This is a genomic window from Rhodococcus sp. GXMU-t2271 (assembly GCF_041414735.1).
Lineage (GTDB): Bacteria > Actinomycetota > Actinomycetes > Mycobacteriales > Mycobacteriaceae > Rhodococcus > Rhodococcus indonesiensis.
In genome coordinates this window covers 23,279-42,730 of the sequence record NZ_JAUIZP010000051.1, presented here as the reverse complement: position 1 = coordinate 42,730, position 19,452 = coordinate 23,279, and the positions used below count along the sequence as shown (strand labels likewise).

The 19,452-nt window shown below is 69.8% G+C and carries 17 protein-coding genes; 6 read left to right on the top strand and 11 right to left on the bottom strand.

Going from position 1 to position 19,452, the window contains the following annotated elements; all coding sequences use genetic code 11:
• Positions 1-234: 234 nt before the first annotated feature.
• The gene (locus tag QYS60_RS19045; RefSeq protein ID WP_371383953.1) at positions 235-747 is read left to right on the top strand and encodes a hypothetical protein; all 513 of its coding nucleotides are present in this window, start codon (positions 235-237) and stop codon (positions 745-747) included.
• A gap of 34 nt (positions 748-781) precedes the next feature.
• Here the strand turns inward: QYS60_RS19045 and QYS60_RS19040 are convergent, their stop codons facing one another.
• From QYS60_RS19040 to QYS60_RS19020, 5 genes are all read right to left on the bottom strand, one after another.
• Positions 782-2,182, bottom strand: a complete 1,401-nt coding sequence (locus QYS60_RS19040; RefSeq protein ID WP_371383952.1) for a fatty acid desaturase — start codon at positions 2,180-2,182, stop codon at positions 782-784.
• A 16-nt stretch (positions 2,183-2,198) separates the two neighbouring features.
• On the bottom strand, positions 2,199-3,296 hold the full coding sequence (locus QYS60_RS19035) for a ferredoxin reductase (RefSeq protein WP_371383951.1): 1,098 nt from the start codon (positions 3,294-3,296) through the stop codon (positions 2,199-2,201).
• 150 nt (positions 3,297-3,446) lie between these two features.
• Complete coding sequence (gene lpdA, locus QYS60_RS19030; RefSeq protein WP_003937446.1) at positions 3,447-4,850, bottom strand: dihydrolipoyl dehydrogenase; 1,404 nt, start codon at positions 4,848-4,850, stop codon at positions 3,447-3,449.
• Between the two features lie 135 nt (positions 4,851-4,985).
• Positions 4,986-5,825 (bottom strand): SDR family oxidoreductase, encoded by an 840-nt coding sequence (locus tag QYS60_RS19025; protein ID WP_371383950.1) that lies wholly within the window; start codon positions 5,823-5,825, stop codon positions 4,986-4,988.
• Positions 5,826-5,930: 105 nt separating this feature from the next.
• Complete coding sequence (locus tag QYS60_RS19020) at positions 5,931-7,247, bottom strand: wax ester/triacylglycerol synthase domain-containing protein (RefSeq protein WP_371383949.1); 1,317 nt, start codon at positions 7,245-7,247, stop codon at positions 5,931-5,933.
• Between the two features lie 84 nt (positions 7,248-7,331).
• On the opposite strand from QYS60_RS19020, the gene QYS60_RS19015 reads away from it, so the two are divergent.
• On the top strand, positions 7,332-9,347 hold the full coding sequence (locus tag QYS60_RS19015; RefSeq protein WP_371383948.1) for a prolyl oligopeptidase family protein: 2,016 nt from the start codon (positions 7,332-7,334) through the stop codon (positions 9,345-9,347).
• 3 nt (positions 9,348-9,350) lie between these two features.
• Here the strand turns inward: QYS60_RS19015 and QYS60_RS19010 are convergent, their stop codons facing one another.
• A complete protein-coding gene (locus tag QYS60_RS19010; protein ID WP_371383947.1) occupies positions 9,351-10,202 on the bottom strand; it encodes an alpha/beta fold hydrolase in 852 nt (283 codons plus the stop codon).
• Between the two features lie 9 nt (positions 10,203-10,211).
• Entirely contained in the window at positions 10,212-11,243 is a 1,032-nt protein-coding gene (locus tag QYS60_RS19005; protein ID WP_371383946.1) for a patatin-like phospholipase family protein, read from the bottom strand.
• Between the two features lie 174 nt (positions 11,244-11,417).
• Between QYS60_RS19005 and QYS60_RS19000 the strand changes: the two genes are divergently transcribed.
• From QYS60_RS19000 to QYS60_RS18985, 4 genes are all read left to right on the top strand, one after another.
• Entirely contained in the window at positions 11,418-11,750 is a 333-nt protein-coding gene (locus QYS60_RS19000) for a PASTA domain-containing protein (protein ID WP_003937440.1), read from the top strand.
• Positions 11,751-11,843: 93 nt separating this feature from the next.
• A complete protein-coding gene (locus QYS60_RS18995; RefSeq protein WP_003937439.1) occupies positions 11,844-12,227 on the top strand; it encodes a phage holin family protein in 384 nt (127 codons plus the stop codon).
• Positions 12,228-12,312: 85 nt separating this feature from the next.
• A complete protein-coding gene (locus QYS60_RS18990) occupies positions 12,313-12,519 on the top strand; it encodes a PspC domain-containing protein (protein ID WP_003937438.1) in 207 nt (68 codons plus the stop codon).
• Positions 12,520-12,632: 113 nt separating this feature from the next.
• A complete protein-coding gene (locus QYS60_RS18985; RefSeq protein ID WP_040782943.1) occupies positions 12,633-13,622 on the top strand; it encodes a bile acid:sodium symporter family protein in 990 nt (329 codons plus the stop codon).
• 465 nt (positions 13,623-14,087) lie between these two features.
• Here QYS60_RS18985 and groL read toward each other — a convergent pair whose 3' ends face one another.
• The 4 genes from groL to htpG form a co-directional block, all read right to left on the bottom strand.
• Complete coding sequence (gene groL / locus QYS60_RS18980) at positions 14,088-15,713, bottom strand: chaperonin GroEL (protein WP_010592200.1); 1,626 nt, start codon at positions 15,711-15,713, stop codon at positions 14,088-14,090.
• A 249-nt stretch (positions 15,714-15,962) separates the two neighbouring features.
• The gene (locus QYS60_RS18975) at positions 15,963-16,490 is read right to left on the bottom strand and encodes a DUF6764 family protein (RefSeq protein ID WP_371383945.1); all 528 of its coding nucleotides are present in this window, start codon (positions 16,488-16,490) and stop codon (positions 15,963-15,965) included.
• Between the two features lie 100 nt (positions 16,491-16,590).
• Positions 16,591-17,367 (bottom strand): HAD-IIA family hydrolase, encoded by a 777-nt coding sequence (locus QYS60_RS18970; RefSeq protein WP_003937435.1) that lies wholly within the window; start codon positions 17,365-17,367, stop codon positions 16,591-16,593.
• 120 nt (positions 17,368-17,487) lie between these two features.
• On the bottom strand, positions 17,488-19,419 hold the full coding sequence (gene htpG, locus QYS60_RS18965; RefSeq protein WP_371383944.1) for a molecular chaperone HtpG: 1,932 nt from the start codon (positions 19,417-19,419) through the stop codon (positions 17,488-17,490).
• Between the last annotated feature and the right edge of the window lie 33 nt (positions 19,420-19,452).

Sequence of the window (19,452 nt, the reverse complement as noted above, 5' to 3'; positions counted from 1 at the left end):
CGCCATGCGCAGGCGCGACACCGACTCCCCGACACTCTCGCTCCGTCCGTCGAGCAGGTCCACGACGGCGGCGGCCCGGGATACCCCGGTGCGGTGACGTGCCGCGGCGAGAACTGCGGGCAACCGGTCGCGGGCGGACGCATCGGCACGCAGTCCGGAGTCCCCGGCGACGACCGCCTCGTCGAGCGGCAGCGACCGCCCGAGGTCGACGACGGTCCGCGCCACGGAGGTGACGTGGACGCCGTCGATTACGACGACGTCGCCGTCGCGCCAGTCGGTTGCATGCACATGGAGGTATGTGGCCTTGCGCCCACTCGCAGATGTCCGCGAGACGTGCACCCGGCGCAGGTCCACGTTCCACACGTCCAGGCCGAGCAGGACGGCGGCCGACACGTGGCTGAGCGCATCCCCGGGCCGCAGACCCGCGCCGAAGTGCCGCGCCATGACCCGGTGGCGGCCCACGTCGTCGAGGGACGCGACGTCGGTTCGGTCCAGGTAGACGCCGGGTTTCAGCGCGACGAGGTCTCCGGCACGCAGCGCCGCCCGGATCCGGTCGTCCGATATGCCTTGCGTCAGCAGGTCCTGTCTCGTCATGGCGATGGGATCGGTCATGCAAGGAGGGTGACGCACACCTCGGGCGGCCGCGGTCGGAATATGCGCGGACCGGCGCATCTGGGGATGAAGCCGCTGCCTGTGGACAACCGGGATTCCCACGGTGTTTCGGAATCCGCCCATGCCGCGTCGTGAGCGGATTCCGAAGGCGCGCGCGGATCCGGGATCGTCAGCGCGGCGGCGGCTCGACCTCCACACCGCCGTGCTCGTGCTCCGGACCGGCAGCCGGGTGGTCTGCCGGCAGCCGGCTGCGGAAGCGGGCCGCCTCGCTCGGCGCTGCCGCCGACGGATCGTCCGCGCTGCGGTACGGTCCCGGCTTCGGCCGCGGTTTGCCGCCGGGGAAGGCGAGACGCAGGATCGTCCGGTGCACGGTGCCCCACTGCTTCGACAGGGGCCCGGTGTTGTACGGCAGCCCGTACCGCTCGCAGATGTCCTTCACCGCGGGCGCCACCTCGGAGTACCGGGTACTGGGCATGTCGGGGTAGAGGTGGTGTTCGACCTGGTAGCCGAGGTTTCCGCTGATGACGTGGAACAGCGGGCTGCCCTCGATGTTGGCCGCGCCGACCAGCTGACGGACGTACCATCCGCCGCGGCTCTCGTTCTCCACTTCCTTCCGGCTGAAGGTGTACGTCTGATCCGGGAAGTGGCCGCAGAAGATGATTGCGTGCGACCACACGTTGCGGATGATGTTGGCGGTGAAGTCTGCCGCCAGGGTCGCCAGAAACGTCTTCTCCACCCCCGGCAGGACCTTGTCGAGCACGTCGGCGACGGCGTCGGCCCGCGGGGCAGCACCACCGCGCCCGAGACGGCCGAGGCCCCGCAGCCGGCGTCCGATCCGGGAGGTCCGCGGCTGCGGGATCCGTCCGCCCGACAGCAGCGCCGCGGCCGCGAACGCGCCGGCCGAGACCAGGGGCCAGCCCACGTAGTCCTTGACGAACTGCCGCCGCGCCTTGCCGGCGATGCCCTTCAGCTCCTCGAGCACCTGCCCCGGCGTCTTCTCCCCTGCCCACAGCGCGTCGAGGTCGAGGTCGTGCAGCGCCACCCCCCACTCGAAGAACGCCATGAGCAGCACGTTGTAGAACGGCTGGGCCAGGTAGACCGGGTGCCACTTCTGGTGCGGATCGATCCGCATGATCTCGTACCCGAGATCCTTGTCCTTGCCGCGGATGTTCGTGAAGGTGTGGTGGATGTAGTTGTGGGAGTGCTTCCAGCCCGCTGCGGTCGAGGCGGTGTCCCAGTCCCACACCGACGAATGGATGTCCGGGTCGTTCATCCAGTCCCACTGCCCGTGCATGACGTTGTGGCCGATCTCCATGTTCTCGAGAATCTTGGCCATGCCGAGGCAGGCCGTGCCCGCGACCCAGGCCGACTTCGACGCCGAACCGAGCAGCAGGGCCCGGCCGGCGACGGCCAGCTGTCGCTGCGTCGCGATCACGGTCTTGATGTAGCGACGGTCGCGCTCCCCCAGCTCGGAGTAGACCTTGTCGTGGATGGCGTCGAATTCCTTCGCCAGTGCGTCCAGCGTTTCCTCGCTCAGATGCGCGAGTGGACTCTCGATCTCCGTCGTCATCTCGCGTTCCTTCCGTTCACAGCTCGATTTCGATGTCGCCCTCGGCGGTGTGGATGCAGGTGCGGACCGCAGCGCCGGCGGGTTCCGCGACCTCGTCCGTACGCAGGTCCCGGATCTTGCCGGAGCGCAGCGTGCCCACGCAGGTGTGGCAGATCCCGATCCGGCATCCGTACGGAAGTTGCAGACCCGCCTTCTCGCCCGCCACCAGGATCGGCGTGCCGCCGTCGCATTCGACGTCGGCCTCGCTGTCGAGGAAGTGGACCGTGCCGCCCTCACCCGATCCCGCATTCCCGCCGATGATCGGCTGGAAACGCTCCATGTGGAGCTTCTTCGGATCACCGTGCTCGTTCCAGTGCTCGACGAATGCGTCGAGCATGTCGCCGGGGCCCGAGCAGAACGCCTCCCGCTCCCGCCAGTCGGGGCACAGCTCGTCCAGATCGGCCGGGGTCATGCGGCCCTGCTCCGCGGTGAGCCGCAGCACCAGCCGGAAGCCGGGGCGGCGCGCGTCGAGGTCGCGCAGCACGGAAGCGAAGATGACCTCGTCGGCGGTGCGGGCCGAGTGCACCAGGACGACGTCGTCGAGGCGATCGCGGTGGTCCAGGCTGCGCAGCATGCTCATGATGGGGGTGATGCCGCTGCCGGCACTGACGAACAGCATCTTCCCCGGCAGTGGATCGGGCAGGGTGAACACGCCCTCCACCTCGCCGAGCCGCACCACGTCGCCGGGCCGGATGCGGCGCACCAGGTACGGCGAGACCACGCCGGTCTCGACCACCTTCGGGGTGACGCTGATCAGTCCGTCCTCGGGATCGGGATCGGAGGTCAGCGAGTAGGCGCGCCAGTGGTAGACGCCGTCGATGATCACGCCCAGTCGTACGTATTGACCGGGGCGGTGCCCGCGCCACTCGTACGCGGGACGGATCAGTACGGACGCCGCGTCGGGCCCTTCCGGCACCACCCGCTCGACCCGGCCCCGCAACTCCCTCGTGGTCCACAGGGGATTGATCATCTCGAGGTAGTCGTCGGGCCGGAGAGGAGTGAAGAGGTGTCGGACGGCGCGCAACATCATCTTGCGCACCGGATGCACCGTGGGACGCGCACCCCGTTCTGCCATGCCGACAACGTACCCCGCGTCACGGGTATCCAATCAGGTTTTGTCTCCCGAGACGACGACAGCCCGCGGCGACGTTTCGGTCACCGCGGGCTGAGGCCGGTACATCCGAGCGGGGATCTGCCCGCGCGGAGGATCTTCGACGCGCTGGGATCAGAAGTTGATCATGTGGCCTGCGAGGCCGTGGATGGCCTCCTGCAGTGCCTCGCTCAGCGTCGGGTGGGTGTGGACGTTGCGGGCCAGTTCGTTGACCGTCAGGTCCCACTTCTGCGCGAGGGTCAGCTCGGGCAGGAGCTCGGAGACGTCGGGGCCGATCAGGTGGCCGCCGAGCAGCTCGCCGTGCTTGTTGTCGGCGATCAGCTTGACGAAGCCGTTGGGATCGCCGAGGCCGTGGGCCTTGCCGTTCGCGGTGAAGGGGAAGGTGGCGACCTTGACGTCGTAGCCCTCGTCGCGGGCCTGCTGCTCGGTCAGGCCGAAGCTGGCGACCTGCGGCTGGCAGAACGTCGCGCGCGGCATCATCCGGTAGTCGTCGAAGGTGAGGGTCTCGGCGCCGCCGATGGTCTCGGCCGCGACCACGCCCATCGCCTCGGCGACGTGCGCGAGCATGAGCTTGGCGGTGACGTCACCGATGGCGTAGATGTGCGGCACGTTGGTGCGCATCACGTCGTCGATGGCGATCGCGCCCCGGTCGGTGAGTTCGACGCCGGTGTTCTCGAGGCCGAAGCCCTCCACCCGCGGGGCGAACCCGACGGACTGCATGACCTTGTCGACGACCACGGACTCGACGTTGCCCGACTTGTTGTCCTTGATCGCGACGGTCACCTTGTTGCCGTCGTCGTCGATGGACTGCACCGCGGCCCCGGTCATGATCTTCACGCCGAGCTTCTTGTACGCCTTCGCGATCTCCTTGGAGACGTCGGCGTCCTCGTTGGGCAGCGCCCGGTCGAGGAACTCGACGATGGTGACGTCCACGCCGTAGTTCTTCAGCACGTAGCCGAACTCCATGCCGATGGCGCCGGCGCCGACGATCAGGATCGAGCCCGGCAGGTCGCGGGTGAGGATCTGCTCCTCGTAGGTGACGACGTTCTCGCTCAGCTGCGTGCCGGGCAGCAGCTTGGTCACCGACCCGGTCGCGATGATCGCGTTGTCGAAGGTGACCGTCTCGGTCCCGCCCTTGTTGAGCTCGACCGAGATGGTGTTGGCATCGACGAACGAGCCGGCACCGTCGTATTCGGTGATCTTGTTCTTCTTCATCAGGAAGTGCACGCCCTTGACGCGGCCGTCCGCGACCTTGCGGCTGCGGTCCATGGCCGCGCCGAAGTCGAAGGACACGTCCCCGGACATGCCGAACGTCTTGGCCTCTTTCGTGAAGAGATGCGCCAGTTCGGCATTGCGGAGAAGCGCCTTGGAGGGAATGCAGCCCACGTTCAGGCAGACACCACCCCAGTACTTCTTCTCGATGATGGCGGTGCTCAGGCCCAGCTGTGCCGCGCGGATAGCAGCGACGTACCCACCGGGACCGGCTCCGAGGACAACGACGTCATAGTGTGAGGTCACGAACAAACAGCGTAGACCTGCCGCTCCGGCGTGTCTGCGGATGGTCCGGTTACTCGCCGGTAGTCCCGGCACCGGGCACGAATCGGGCGTGCACACGGGGTCGAACGGGGCGGAAACCGTATGCGCAGCCCGCGGTCAGCGGCGGAAGCTCCGCATCCGCCGCACGTAGCGCAGCACCTTCCGCACCGGCACCGGTCGCGGCCAGTCGACGGCGCGGAACCACGCCTCGCTGCCGCCGTCGACCACCACGACCGAGCCCACGAGGAAGTCGGCAGCCGGGGACAGCATGAACTCCACCCACTCGGCGATCCGGTCCGGCTCGCCGAACCCGCCGATCGGGACGGGGAAACTCCGGACCCGGTCACCCTCCGGGCTCGCGAGCTGGGTGTCGAGGAGGGGGGTCGCCACCGCGCCCGGCGCGAGGATGTTCAGGCGGATCCCCGCCCCCGCCCAGTCCGGGGTCACCGCGTTCCGGCGCACCCAGTGGGTGACGGCAATCTTCGACGCGGCGTAGGTGAAGGGAGCGGCCGCGGGCCGGATCCGTCCCGCCCGCCGCACCCCTTTGTCGAGGTCGCCGGCGAGGAACGCCCGCACCGCCGACATGGGCACGGCGGGGGTGGTGGTCGTCGAATTCGACCCGAACACGACGACCTTGCTGTTCCCGGCCGCTGCGAGCGCCGGGCGCCATCCTTCGAGCAACTCGATCACGCCCCGGACGTTGACCTGGGCGAGGGTCTGCTCCTTGCCGGGCACCGGGCCGAGACCCGCGGCGAGCACCGCACCGTCGAGCCGGTTCCCGGCGCGCTCGAGGGTTTGACGCACCGCCGCGGCCCGCCCCGCCGGGGTCGCGAGGTCGGCGACGACGTCGCCCTCCTTCAGGTCGACGGTGATCACGGTGTGGCCCGCGGCCCGCAGCCGGTCCGCGCTCGCCGCGCCCATGCCGGACGCCGCCCCGGTCACCGCGTACACGCCCATCGCCACTCCCTCGTCGATCCGGCTCCGACCGGCACGCTACCGCCGGAACCGTCCCGAACCAAGCAGTTGCTCGCCCGCATCTCGGGGCCTCCGGGTACGCCTTGCCTACGCCCGCGCGACCTGCGCGAGGGCCTCGCGCAGCAACGCCTCGTACCGGTCCAGCTCTCCGGGCCCGATCACCTGCGGACTGGTGGTGATCGACAACGTGACCACGTCGCCGATTCCGTGCACGCCGTGGGTCAGGCCCATGACCGGCGACAACCCCGGGAATCCGGCGGTGAAGCGCACGGCGGCCCCGCCGAGTACCAGATCCTCCGCGCCGCGGTACACGCTGGACACGACCGTATTGCCGGTGACGGTCCGCGGCACCGCACCGAGGTCGGCGCGAGCGAGCCCGAACCGCAACAGCGGCGCCGGAAGGTGCGTGAACGGACGGTCCCGGAGATCCACGGCCGGATGCGCGAGCCGTCGTCGCCGCAGCGCCAGGTCGGCGGCGATCGCCGCGGCACGTTCCCGAGGATCGTCCACGTGCGCGAACAGCCGGACGCCGGCACTGCGGTAGGAGTTGCGCGCCATCCCGTTTCGGGCGACGGAGACCGGCACCTCCGCGCCGAGCCGGTCGGCCGGGAAGTCGCCGAGGAACTCGCGGAGCGCGGACGCGATCGCGGTCAGCGCACCGACGGTCACGGTCCCCACCGTGCGCAGGTCCGTCGCCGGGCACACGATCGTCCGCACCGCACGCCGCGGGCCGGGATCGGTGTTCACGGCGCTCAGCGGGCATCCCGGGGCCGGCGACGGGACGGCCGGATCGGCCAGGTCCCGCTCGGCGCGGCCCGCGCGTACCCCCGTCACCAGCAGTGCGCCCAGCTGGATCGGCACCCGGGTCACGGCCCGCAGCAGCATCGCCGGCACCGACGGCGCCTCCGGCCCGGTCTCGGCACCGTCGGCGGTCGGACCGGGCTCGGACAGCAGCGCCCGGGCCAGGGCCGACGCGCGCATCCCGTCCGCGAAGGCATGCGAAACCTGCAGCACGACAACGGTTGCGGTCGTGGCGCAGCGCGGCGCCCCCGTCACGCCGGCCAGCAAGTGCAATCGCCACGGCGCGGCCGTGATGTCGAGCCGGTCGGTCAGCAGTTCACCGACGGCCCGCTGCACTCCCGGCCAGGACGGATCCGGCAGCCGGTGCACGACGAACCGGTCGGCACCGACGAGTCCCGCCGCCCAGTACGGGTAGTCCAGACCCCCCGGCACCGGCACGGCGCGCAGCCGGAGTTCGGGGACGGCCGACGCCCGCTGCCGAAGTTCGGTCACCAGGGCGTCCGGGTCGCCGGCCTCCCCCTCGAAACAGAACAGCAGGAACTGGTCGCTGCGGACACGGTCGTCGAGCCAGTCCCGCAGGGCGTCGGAGGGATGCAGCTGCATGCCGCCAGTGTGGCGGGTGCGGCGCGGAAGCCGCGCCCGCGGTCCCCGCCGGGTCGTCCCGGCCCGGATGGGTAAGAATTGCCTATGGCCGACGACACGAACGACCCGCACCTCTGGCTCGAAGACGTCACCGGCGACGAGCAGCTCGGGTGGGTGCGCGCGCACAACGACCGCACCGTCGACGAGTACACCCGCACGGAGGCGTTCGAGACGCTGCAGTCCCGGATCCGGGAGGTGCTCGACACCGACGCGCGCATTCCGTACGCGCGTCGCCGCGGCGAGTACCTGTACAACTACTGGCGCGACGCCCGGCACGTGCGCGGCCTGTGGCGGCGGACCACCATGGAGCAGTACCTGCGCGACGAACCGGACTGGGACGTGCTGGTCGACCTCGATGCGGTCGCCGAGGCGGAGGGCGAGAACTGGGTGTGGTCGGGGGCGCAGGTGCTGCGACCCGACCAGTCCCGGGCCCTGATCGGCCTGTCACGCGGCGGCGCCGACGCCACCGTGATCCGCGAGTTCGACATGGAGTCAAGGAAATTCGTCGACGGGCCGGACAGTTTCACGGTGCCGGAGGCGAAGACCGACATCGGCTGGATCGATGCGGACACCGTGTACGTCGGTACCGACTTCGGCGACGGCTCGCTCACCGACTCCGGGTATCCGCGCCTGGCCAAGCGCTGGCGCCGCGGTACGCCGCTGACGGAGGCCGAGACGGTGTACGAGGGCGACAAGTCCGACGTCGCCGTCTCCGCCTGGTACGACCGCACTCCCGGTTTCGAGCGCAGTTTCGTCGAGCGCGCCATCGACTTCTACACGTCGCACCGGTTCGAATTGCGGCCCGACGGGGAACTCGTCCGGATCGAGGCCCCGGACGATGCGAAGGTCTCCGTGTACCGCGACCACCTGCTGATCCGGACCCGGTCACCGTGGCTCGGACATCCGGCGGGCACCCTGCTGGCCGCGAACTACCCGGACTTCCTGGCCGGGTCGCGCGAGATGACGGTGCTGTTCGCGCCGGACGCGCACAGCTCGCTGGAACAGTACGCCTGGACGCGCAACCACCTGCTGACGGTCGTGCTGCGCGACGTGCAGACCGAGGTGCGGGTGCTCACCCCGGACGCCGACGGGTGGACCGATCGACCCGTCGACGACGTGCCGCCCGCGACCACCACCTCCGTGATCGACGTCGACCCGCTCGAGAGCGACGAATTCTTCCTCAACTCCAGCGGTTTCACCGTGCCCGCGACGCTGCTGTCCGGCACGGTCGGCGGGCCGCTGGAGTCGATCAAGCAGGCACCGGCGTTCTTCGACGCCGAGAACATCACCGTCACACAGCATTTCGCCACATCGGACGACGGGACCCGGATCCCGTACTTCGTCGTCGGCCGCGACACCTCGTCCCCCGCTCCGACCCTGCTGTACGGCTACGGCGGATTCGAGAACTCGATGGTGCCCGCGTACAGCGGCGGCGTGGGCCTGGCGTGGCTCGAACGCGGTTACACCTACGTGATCGCCAACATCCGCGGCGGTGGCGAGTACGGGCCGCAGTGGCACACCCAGGCGCTGAAGGAGAATCGGCACAGGGTGTTCGAGGACTTCGCCGCGGTGGCACGAGATCTCGTCGCGCGCGGCATCACCACCGCCGACCGTCTCGGCATCCAGGGTGGGAGCAACGGCGGCCTGCTCATGGGGGTGATGCTCACCCGCTACCCCGAACTGTTCGGAACGATCGTGTGCCAGGTGCCGCTCCTCGACATGAAGCGCTACCACCTCCTGCTCGCCGGAGCGTCGTGGATGGCCGAGTACGGCGACCCCGACGATCCCGACGAGTGGGCCTACCTGCGCGAGTACTCGCCGTACCAGAACACCGCCCCGGACGCGGCGTACCCGCCGATCCTGATCACCACCTCGACGCGCGACGACCGAGTGCACCCCGGACACGCCCGGAAGATGGTGGCCCGGCTCGAGGAACAGGGCCACGAGGTCTGGTACTACGAGAACATCGAGGGCGGCCACGGCGGCGCCGCGGACAACGCCCAGGCCGCCTTCAAGGCGGCACTGACGTTCACGTTCCTCGAACGCATGCTGTCCGGGTAGGGCTCACCGGTCCTTGAGCCAGGCCGCGACGCGGTCGACGGTGTCCGTGTTGTCGCGAATCCAGCCGTTGTGCCCCAGCGGCCGGGACTGGTGCCACGTCGTCACGTCCGCGCCCGGCATCTTCTCGAGCAGGTGCCGGGCGGCGGCGACCGGCGTGAGGTCGTCGCCCTCGACGGTGACGGACAGGACCGGCAGCTTCAGCTCGGCGAGCCGCTGCTCGTAGTCGACGTCGGCGTCGCGGGGCTCGAAACGCCCGCTCCGGGCCAGGCGCGCCCAGTCCGAGATGAGCTGCCGGGACTGGCGACCGAAACCGGCGACGTCGAGCCGGTCGCCCGGCCAGAACCCGGCGATGCTCGCGGTGATCGACATCGCCGCGGACCCGAGGAGCAGACCCGGCCCGCGGATACCCGCGTGGTGGCGGTAGTACGGGGTCCCCGCGGCGACGAGGACCAGCCCGCCGAGCCGTCCGGGGTTGCGGGCGGCATAGAGCGCCCCGAGCTGCCCGCCCATCGAATGCCCCAGCAGGTACGGGGTGGAGTCGAGGAACCGCTCGTGCACCACCTCCAGCATGGCCGGCAGGTCGACGGCCACCAGTTCCTGGTAGCCGTAGTCGCTGTCGGGTCCGGGGCGGGGCCGGCTGTCACCCTGTCCGGGTAGCTCGCAGAGCGCGGCGTCGAACCCGTGCGCGGTCAGGGCGTCGGCGAAGGGCTCGTAGTAGCCCGCCGGAATGCCGAGGCCGGGCAGGATCACGACGACGGGCCGCGGCGCGTCGATGCGGGCCGGTTGTTCCGGACCGGGGAACAGGCGAACGGGTGTCGTCGTGCCGCCCGGCAGCTGGATCGGTACGGTCTCCACCGGCTCAGCCTAAGCGGTTCCGGTGTCCGGGTCAGGCGGTTCGGCGGCCGGCGCGGTACCGAGTCCCGCGGCGTCGAGGGCGGACTCGGTGAGGCTGCGCCCGAGCGCGATCATCTCCGCCGCGCGGTGGAAGTCGAGACTGCGACCCGACTTGCGGGGGATCCGGATGAGCACGTCCGGCGGGTACCCGGCGAGCTGGTAGCGGGCCAGGGCCGACTGCATCAGATCGAGCGAGCGGTTCATCACCTCGAAGCGGCTGAGCTTCGGGACCGGCACCGGATCGTCGGTGGCCTCGACGGCCTCGGCGGCCACGTCCTCCGCGGCGTCGCTGCGCGCCACCGGTCCACCGCCGAATCGACCCACCATCGTGCGGACGACGTCCCGCTCGAGCAGTTGCGCGGCGCTGCGGCGGAATCGGCCGATCCACTCGTCGACCGGTCGCGGCTCCGCGCTCGCGTGGGCCGGGGCCCCGCCCTCGACGTCGCGTTCCTCGGCCCCGAGACTGACACCGATGGTGACGTCGGCGCCCGCGGCGAGGATCGGGGCGAGCGGCAGCGGATCGAGGATCCCGCCGTCCGCGAGCACCCGCCCGTTGAGCACGTACGGGGTGATCACGCCGGGGATCGCGATGGATGCGCGGATCGCCACGTCGACGGGGCCGCGCTGGAACCAGACGGATCGTCCGGCGGCCAGGTCCGTCGCGACGGCCGTGTACGGGATCCGCAGCCCCTCGATGGGCGTGTCGCCGAGGATCTCGCGCACCTTGTCGAGGATCTTCTCGGCGTGGATGGCGCCCGGCGCGGACAGCGACACGTCGAGCAGCCGCAGCACGTCGAGCTGTGTCAGCGACGTCGCCCAGCGGGTGTAGTCGTCGAGCTTGCCCGCCGCGTACAACCCGCCCACCAGCGCGCCCATGGACGAGCCTGCCACGCCGGCGATCTCGAGTCCGCGTTCCTCGAGCGCCTCGATCACGCCGATGTGCGCGTAGCCGCGGGCGCCCCCGCTGCCCAGGGCGAGCGCCACCCGCGTCGGTCCGGCCATGCCCAGATCCTACGGAGCCTCGTCGGTGCGCACCCCGAGACGGAAGTTCAGGGTGCGGATCGGGGCGTCACCCGATGTGGAACCGGTCCTGCGCCCGGCACGCTCGACGGCATGACATGCACTTCGAGCAGTTCCCTCGTCGTACCCGAAACCGCGCGCCGCTCAGGACGTTCGATGCGCGCCTCGATCGCCGCCGGGTGCGCGGCGGTGCTGCTGGGCGCCGGGGCGGCGGTGTTGCCGGGCGCCGGGACGGCGGCGGCCCGGCCGGCCCCGAACGTCGTCGGCATGAGCGAACAGCACGCCCGGGCCACGCTCGAGGCGCAGGGCGTGCCGTACAACGTGGTCAACCGCGCGGGCGCGGCGTCCGGACACTGCCACGTCACCGGCCAGCGCGACCGGGGCTACCGCACCGAGGTCGACATGCAGTACGACCACGAGAAGAACGAGTTCGAACGGGTCGAGACGCCGATCTGGCAAGGCGTGGGCCTGACGGTGGTCTGCAACTGACGAGTTCTCGCCGACGATCGGGCGAGCCGGGATTCCGGCCCGCCCGATCGTCTTTCCGGTTCACCGACCGGCTCGGGAGGCTACTCTCCTGGCATGGTCCGTCTGCTCGCGTCCGCGGTCGTCGCACTGCTCGCCAATGCACTGGCGCTGCTCGTCGGCGCCTGGGTCCTGCCCGGCATGTCGCTCGACGGCGTCGCCTTCGTCATCGCCGTCGCCCTGTTCACCGTGACGGCGATGCTCGTCGACCCGCTGCTGCGCCAGCTGGCGGTCACCAAGACCCCGGCACTCCTGGGCAGCAGCGCGCTCGTCTCGACGCTGGTCGCGCTGATCGTCACCTCCCTCGTCAGCGACGGCCTGCAGATCCGTGGCGCGGCGACCTGGATCCTCGCGACGGTCATCGTGTGGGCCGTCGCGCTGGTCGCCCGGATGCTGCTGCCCTTGGTGGTCTTCAAGAAGACGCTCGCCAAGAATCGCTGAGGACGCACCCCGAGACGAAAGATCAGGGTCGGAATCGGGGCGTCACCCGATGTGGCGGGCAGGCCCGCGGCGGCACTCTTGTCGCATGACATTCGAGAACAACACCCCCGCTCCCCGTCCCTTCGCCCGTTCCCGCTCGCAGCGCATGCTCGGCGGTGTGTGCGGCGGTCTCGCCGAGTACTTCGGCATCGACGTCAACCTCGTCCGTGCCGGCGTGGTGGTCGCCGCGTTCGTGACCGGAGGCGGCGCCGCCCTGGTCTACCTGGCGCTGTGGATGCTGCTGCCGGAGTGACGGCGAGCCTGCACCCCTTCCACGAAGCGTGCACCCGCTCCGGAACGTCGGAGAGGGTGCACGCTTCCCACACCGGGTGTCGGCTCGCCCCGGCGGTGTCCTAGCGTCGACTCATGTTCTCCAGGATTCCCGTGCTCGGTCGCCTCGACCCGTTCCTCGTCGGCATCCTCACCACCGTCGCGGTCGCGGGACTGCTGCCGGCCTCGGGCACGGCCCTGGACATCTTCACGTGGGCCGCGAAGATCGCCATCGGTCTGCTGTTCTTCCTCTACGGGGCACGACTGTCCACGCGCGAGGCACTCGAGGGCCTCCGGCACTGGCGCCTGCACCTGACGATCCTCGCCACCACGTTCGCGCTGTTCCCGCTGCTCGGGCTGGCGACGAAGCTGCTGGTGCCGACCGTCCTGACCGAGCCGCTGTATCTCGGGGTCCTCTACCTGTGCCTGCTGCCGTCGACGGTGCAGTCGTCGATCGCGCTGGTCTCGGTGGCCCGCGGCAACATCGCGGGCGCGGTCGTCTCCGCCAGTGCCTCGAGCCTGCTCGGCATCGTCGCCACCCCGCTGCTCGTCGCGCTGACGATGACCACCCAGGGCGTGACGTTCAGTGCCTCGGCGGTGCTCGACATCGTGCTCATGCTGCTGGTCCCGTTCGTGGCCGGCCAGCTCCTGCGCCGCTGGATCGGCGGATGGGTCGGCAGGCACGGCAGGCCGCTGAAGATCGTCGACCGCGGCTCGATTCTGCTCGTCGTGTACGTCGCGTTCAGCCGCGGCATGAACGAGGGCATCTGGTCGAGCCTGTCGCTCGGGCGGCTGCTCGCCCTGACGGGCGTGTGCCTCGTGCTGCTCGCTCTGGTCCTGGCGATCACGTGGTTCGGCGCACCGCGCCTGGGTTTCGCCTACGAGGACCGCGCGACGATCCTGTTCTGCGGTTCGACCAAGTCGCTCGCCACGGGCCTGCCGATGGCGACGGTGCTGTTCCCGGGCCAGCCGATCGGGCTGATCGTCCTGCCGCTCATGTTGTTCCACCAGATCCAGCTGCTGGTGTGCGCGGCGATCGCGGCGCGGCTGGCGAAGCGCGCGGCCGCCCCGGCCGTCGCGGTCTGACCCGGTCGCCCCTCACCCGAACGCAGCCGCGGCGGCAGGAGATCCTGCGGCTGCGGCTGCGATTCGGTTGCGGTCTCGGGCCGGGACTAGTCCGCGCTGCCCGAGCCGAGGTCGGCGATCAGTTCGAGGATGGGCGTGATGAGGTCGAGCAGGCTGCCGATCATGATCTTCTCCGTCCGGGTGGTGGGTGGCCGCTAGTCGTCTGCACTCAGCGAGTCCAGAACCTCCAGCAGATCGAAGTTTTCGAGCACCCAGCCGATGATGTCCGCGAGAGATCCCATGGCGACTCCTCCTTGATTTCGTCCGTGTCACGGATGCGCGGCCCTGGAATGCGGCCGCGACGCCATTGTTACAACAGGACACGACCCGAGAACGCGGAAATCGGAGAAATCACCCGAACTGCCGACGCCACGAGGCCCGGCCCCACCGAAGTGGAACCGGGCCTCGAAGACGGTCGGGGGTGGATCAGAAGTCCATGCCACCCATGCCGCCGGTCGGGTCGCCGGCGGGAGCGGCGGCCTTCTCCGGCTTGTCGGCGACGACAGCCTCGGTGGTCAGGAACAGGGCCGCGATGGACGCCGCGTTCTGCAGCGCCGAGCGGGTGACCTTGACCGGATCGTTGATGCCGGCGCCCAGCAGGTCCTCGTACTCGCCGGTGGCGGCGTTGAGGCCGTGGCCGGCGGGCAGGTTGCGCACCTTCTCGGCGACGACGCCGGGCTCGAGGCCGGCGTTGAAGGCGATCTGCTTCAGCGGAGCCTCGAGGGCGACCTTGACGATGTTGGCACCGGTGGCCTCGTCACCCTCGAGCTTCAGGTCGTCCAGAACCGGGGCGGCCTGCAGCAGCGCGACGCCGCCGCCGGCGACGATGCCCTCCTCGACCGCAGCCTTGGCGTTGCGGACGGCATCCTCGATGCGGTGCTTGCGCTCCTTGAGCTCGACCTCGGTGGCGGCGCCGGCCTTGATGACCGCGACACCGCCGGCCAGCTTGGCCAGGCGCTCCTGCAGCTTCTCGCGATCGTAGTCCGAGTCCGACGCCTCGATCTCGGCGCGGATCTGGTTCACGCGACCGGCGATGGCGTCGGCGTCGCCGGCACCGTCGACGATGGTGGTCTCGTCCTTGGTGACGACGACCTTGCGCGCACGGCCGAGCAGCTCGAGGCCGGCGGTCTCGAGGGAGAGACCGACCTCTTCGCTGATGACCTCGCCACCGGTGAGGATGGCGATGTCGGCGAGCTGGGCCTTGCGACGGTCACCGAAGCCGGGGGCCTTGACGGCGACCGACTTGAAGGTGCCACGGATCTTGTTGACGACCAGGGTGGACAGAGCCTCACCCTCGACGTCCTCGGCGATGATCGCCAGCGGCTTGCCGGACTGGATGACCTTCTCCAGCAGCGGCAGCAGGTCCTTGACGGTCGAGATCTTGCCCGACACGAGCAGGATGTAGGCGTCCTCGAGCACGGCCTCCTGACGCTCGGCGTCGGTGGCGAAGTACAGCGAGATGTAGCCCTTGTCGAAGCGCATACCCTCGGTCAGCTCGAGCTGGAGGCCGAAGGTGTTGGACTCCTCGACGGTGATGACGCCTTCCTTGCCCACCTTGTCGATGGCCTCGGCGATCAGTTCACCGATCGCGGGGTCGCCCGCGGAGATGCCGGCGGTGGCGCCGATCTGCTCCTTGGTCTCGACCTCCTTGGCGGTGTCGAGCAGCTTGGCGGTGACGGCCTCGACGGCCTTCTCGATGCCGCGCTTGAGGCCGAGCGGGTTCGCACCGGCAGCGACGTTGCGCAGACCCTCGCGCACCAGCGCCTGGGCGAGCACGGTGGCGGTGGTGGTGCCGTCACCCGCGACGTCGTCCGTCTTCTTGGCAACTTCCTTGACCAGCTCGGCGCCGATCTTCTCGTACGGGTCCTCGAGCTCGATCTCCTTGGCGATGGACACACCATCGTTGGTGATCGTGGGGGCGCCCCACTTCTTCTCGAGCACGACGTTGCGACCCTTGGGCCCCAACGTCACCTTGACAGCGTCGGCGAGGCTGTTCAGGCCCCGCTCGAGGCCGCGACGGGCCTCTTCGTCGAACGCGATGATCTTGGCCATTGCGAAGTGATCCTCCGGATATGGGGGTGACACGCAGGGCGACCGCTCGTCGGGTCGCCCCATGTACGCCTTCGGCCGGAAGCAGTGCCCGCGACGGACGACCAGGGGTGTCGATATTCCCGGCCTCACCGTCCCGACCTGGCACTCACGTGTTGCGAGTGCCAAGAGCATTCTTAGCACTCGAGGGTGGCGAGTGCAAGGTTTGGAGCACCCGCCACCCTCGTCGCGCAGGCCCGGTCCGGGGTGGGATCAGCGACGCGTGGAACCGACGCCGACGGCGCACCACTGGCCGGTGGCCGTGTTGATCGCGAACGACTGCGGACCGACGCAGGTGACGCCGGTCGGGTCGGCCGTCGCCCCCGAACCCCAGCCGGCGACGGACACCGTCGTCGCCGGGCCCTGGGCCGAGGAATGGCTGAGCCCGCCGCCGAGGGCGTATGCATAGGCGCGGCCACCGTCCCCGGCCCCGCTCAAGGCTGTCCCGAAGCCCGTCGCGTGGGCTTCGGCCGCGCCCGCCGTCTGCGCCGACGACACCGCGGTGCCGCTCTCGGAAGCGAACGAGTGGGCCGTGCCGCCCTCGGTGGCCGTCGCACCGCAGCTCGCGGTGTCGGACACCAGGATCTCGTTGGCCGACGGCGGCGACACGCACGTCACCGGTGCCGCCGCGGCGGTGCCCACGCCGAGCAGGGCCGCCGATGCGACACCGAGAGCGGCGACCACACCGGCCCGGAGGAGACGGCGGGGGACTACGACGGCACGGATGGATCGGATGGACAACAAGGTCTCCTCTGCGCTGGGCCGGGGCTCGGATACTGCGGACGGGGGCGACTCCCCCGGCGCGAGGGTACCGGCCGGACCCGCCCGGAGCGAGAGGGCGTCAGAGCGTGTCGAGGAGCTCCGGCAGGTCGGCCACCGAATCGACCACCCGGTCGGGACGCTCGACCGCGAGATCGAGCACCGACTGCCGAAACTTGCCGGTGCGCACCAGGATTCCCGTCATACCGAGTCGCTGGCCGGGGATGACCTCGGCGTGCAGGTCGTCGCCCACCACCGCCATCCGGTCCGGTTCGGTGCCCATCAGCTCGGCCGCGGCGAGAAAGCCCCGCATCGACGGCTTTCCGACCGCGACGACGGTCTGCCCGCTCAGCTCCTCGAGACCCGGCAGATAGACGCCGGTGTCGATGCGCAGCCCGTCCGCGGCCTGCCACGTGGCGCCGCGGTGCATGGCCACCACCGGCACCCCGTCGAGCATCAGTTCGGCGACCCGGCTGAGGGCACGGTGGCTGAATTCCGGCCCGGCCCCGCCCAGCACGACCACCTCGGGGTCGTCCTCGTCGCGCACGATGCCCTCGAGGTCCGCCTCCACGTCGCCGTGGTTGAGCACCCAGCAGCGCCGGCCCGGGTAGGTCTGCCGCAGATACTCGGCGGTGAGGGACGCGGCCGTCACGATCTCGGCGGGTTCGACCGGCATGCCCAGGCCGGAGAGGGTCTCGGCGATCTGCGCACACGTCCGCGACGTGGTGTTGGTCAGGAAGGCCCGATGCACGCCGCGCTCGCGGAGCCCGGCAAGCACCTCCGCGGCGCCCGGCACGGGCACCCACGACGTCACGATCACGCCCTCGATATCGAACAACACCCCGTCCACACCGGCCATGGTGCGAGCCTATCGGGTCACCCCACCCCCGCCGCCCACGGACCGAATGTCACATCGCATCGATCGAATCGACGCGATGTGACATTCGGCCGGAAAAGGGTGAGCCGGAGGGGCGCGCGCCTACAGCGTGCGCGCGAGGCGCTCGGCGAGCAGGCGGGCGAACGCCGCCGGGTCGTCGAGTTCCCCACCCTCGGCGAGCAGCGCGGTGCCGTACAGCAATTCGGCGGTCTCACCGAGCGTCGGATCGTCGGCGCGCTGGGCGTGCGCGTCGCGCAGCGCCGTGACCAGCGGGTGGTCCGGGTTGAGCTCGAGGATGCGCTTGGTGTGCGGGACGGGCTGGCCCGACGCCCGGTACATCCGCTCGAGGGTGGGCGACATGGCGAACGTGTCGCCGACGAGGCACGCGGGCGACGTGGTCAGCCGCGACGACAACCGCACCTGCTTCACATGTTCGTCGAGCGTCTCGCCGAGCCACGACAGCAGGTCGGCGTACTCCTTCTCCCGCTCCTCGCGCTCGGCCTCCGCGGCCTTCTTCTCGTCCTCCGTACCGAGGTCCACCTCGCCCTTGGCGATCGACTGGAACCGCTTGCCCTCGAACTCGGGGACGGACCCCACCCACATCTCGTCGACCGGGTCGGTGAGCAGCAGCACCTCGAGGCCCTTGGCGCGGAACGCCTCCATGTGCGGCGAACTCTCGATCTGCTGCCGGGACTCGCCGGTCATGTAGAAGATCTCGTCCTGGCCCTCCTTCATCCGCGCGACGTACTCGGCGAGCGTCGTCGTGGCGTCCTCGCTGTGCGTGGACTCGAAGGAGGACACCGCGAGCAGGGTGTCGCGGTTGTCGAAGTCCGAGAGCAGACCCTCCTTGAGGACCCGGCCGAACTGCGACCAGAACGTCCGGTACTTCTCCGGCTCGTTCGCCGCCATGTCCTTGATCGTCGACAGCACCTTCTTGGTGAGCCGCCGGCGGATCGCGCGGATCTGCCGGTCCTGCTGCAGGATCTCGCGGGAGACGTTGAGCGACAGGTCCTGTGCGTCGACCACGCCCTTGACGAACCGCAGGTACTCCGGGACCAGTTCCTCGCAGTCGTCCATGATGAACACGCGCTTGACGTAGAGGTGGATCCCGGTCTTGCGCTCACGCATGAACAGGTCGAACGGCGCCTGCGACGGAATGAACAGCAGCGCCTGGTATTCGAAGGTGCCCTCGGCCTTCATCGGGACGACCTCGAGCGGCTCGTCCCACGCGTGGGCGACGTGTTTGTAGAATTCGTTGTACTCCTCGGCGGAGACGTCGTCCTTCGAGCGCGCCCACAGCGCCTTCATCGAGTTCAGGGTCTCGGTCTCGCGGACCACCTCGGCGACGGAACCCTCGCCCTCGGCCGGCTTCGTGTGTTCGACCTGCATCCGGATCGGCCACGCGATGAAATCCGAGTAGCGTTTGACGATCTCCTTGATCTTCCACTCGGCCGTGTAGTCGAACAGGTGGTCCTCGGTGTCCTCCGGCTTGAGGTGCAGCGTCACCGACGTGCCCTGGGGTGCGCCCTCGACCGTCTCGATCGTGTACGTCGCCTCGCCGCTCGACTCCCACCGGGTGCCGTCGTGCTCGCCCGCCTTGCGGGTCAGCAGGGTCACCTTGTCGGCGACCATGAAGGTCGAGTAGAAGCCGACACCGAACTGCCCGATGAGCTCCTCCGGCGCAGCCGATTCCTGCGCCTCCCGCAGCTTGCGGCGCAGTTCTGCCGTGCCCGACTTCGCGAGGGTGCCGATCAGGTCGACCACCTCGTCCCGCGACATGCCGATGCCGTTGTCGCGGACGGTGAGGGTGCGCTGCTCCTTGTCGACCTCGATCTCGATGTGCAGATCCGAGGTGTCGACCTGCAGGTCCTTGTTGCGGAACGCCTCGAGCTTGAGCTTGTCCAGCGCGTCCGACGAGTTGGAGACGAGTTCCCGGAGGAAGGTGTCCTTGTTCGAATACACCGAGTGGATCAGCAGATCCAGCAGCTGACGAGTCTCCGCCTGGAACTCGAGCTGTTCGATACCCGTGGTCATGGATGGTTCCCTTCGACAGCAGAACGTTCGACG

Bases quoted from the DNA above. Each gene is read 5' to 3' on its own strand.
- QYS60_RS19040 (WP_371383952.1), bottom strand. From the start codon at position 2,182: ATGACGACGGAGATCGAGAGTCCACTCGCGCATCTGAGCGAGGAAACG.
- QYS60_RS19035 (WP_371383951.1), bottom strand. From the start codon at position 3,296: ATGGCAGAACGGGGTGCGCGTCCCACGGTGCATCCGGTGCGCAAGATG.
- QYS60_RS19025 (WP_371383950.1), bottom strand. From the start codon at position 5,825: ATGGGCGTGTACGCGGTGACCGGGGCGGCGTCCGGCATGGGCGCGGCG.
- QYS60_RS19020 (WP_371383949.1), bottom strand. From the start codon at position 7,247: ATGCAGCTGCATCCCTCCGACGCCCTGCGGGACTGGCTCGACGACCGT.
- QYS60_RS19015 (WP_371383948.1), top strand. From the start codon at position 7,332: ATGGCCGACGACACGAACGACCCGCACCTCTGGCTCGAAGACGTCACC.
- QYS60_RS19005 (WP_371383946.1), bottom strand. From the start codon at position 11,243: ATGGCCGGACCGACGCGGGTGGCGCTCGCCCTGGGCAGCGGGGGCGCC.
- QYS60_RS19000 (WP_003937440.1), top strand. From the start codon at position 11,418: ATGCGCGCCTCGATCGCCGCCGGGTGCGCGGCGGTGCTGCTGGGCGCC.
- QYS60_RS18995 (WP_003937439.1), top strand. From the start codon at position 11,844: ATGGTCCGTCTGCTCGCGTCCGCGGTCGTCGCACTGCTCGCCAATGCA.
- QYS60_RS18990 (WP_003937438.1), top strand. From the start codon at position 12,313: ATGACATTCGAGAACAACACCCCCGCTCCCCGTCCCTTCGCCCGTTCC.
- QYS60_RS18985 (WP_040782943.1), top strand. From the start codon at position 12,633: ATGTTCTCCAGGATTCCCGTGCTCGGTCGCCTCGACCCGTTCCTCGTC.
- groL (WP_010592200.1), bottom strand. From the start codon at position 15,713: ATGGCCAAGATCATCGCGTTCGACGAAGAGGCCCGTCGCGGCCTCGAG.
- QYS60_RS18970 (WP_003937435.1), bottom strand. From the start codon at position 17,367: ATGGCCGGTGTGGACGGGGTGTTGTTCGATATCGAGGGCGTGATCGTG.
- htpG (WP_371383944.1), bottom strand. From the start codon at position 19,419: ATGACCACGGGTATCGAACAGCTCGAGTTCCAGGCGGAGACTCGTCAG.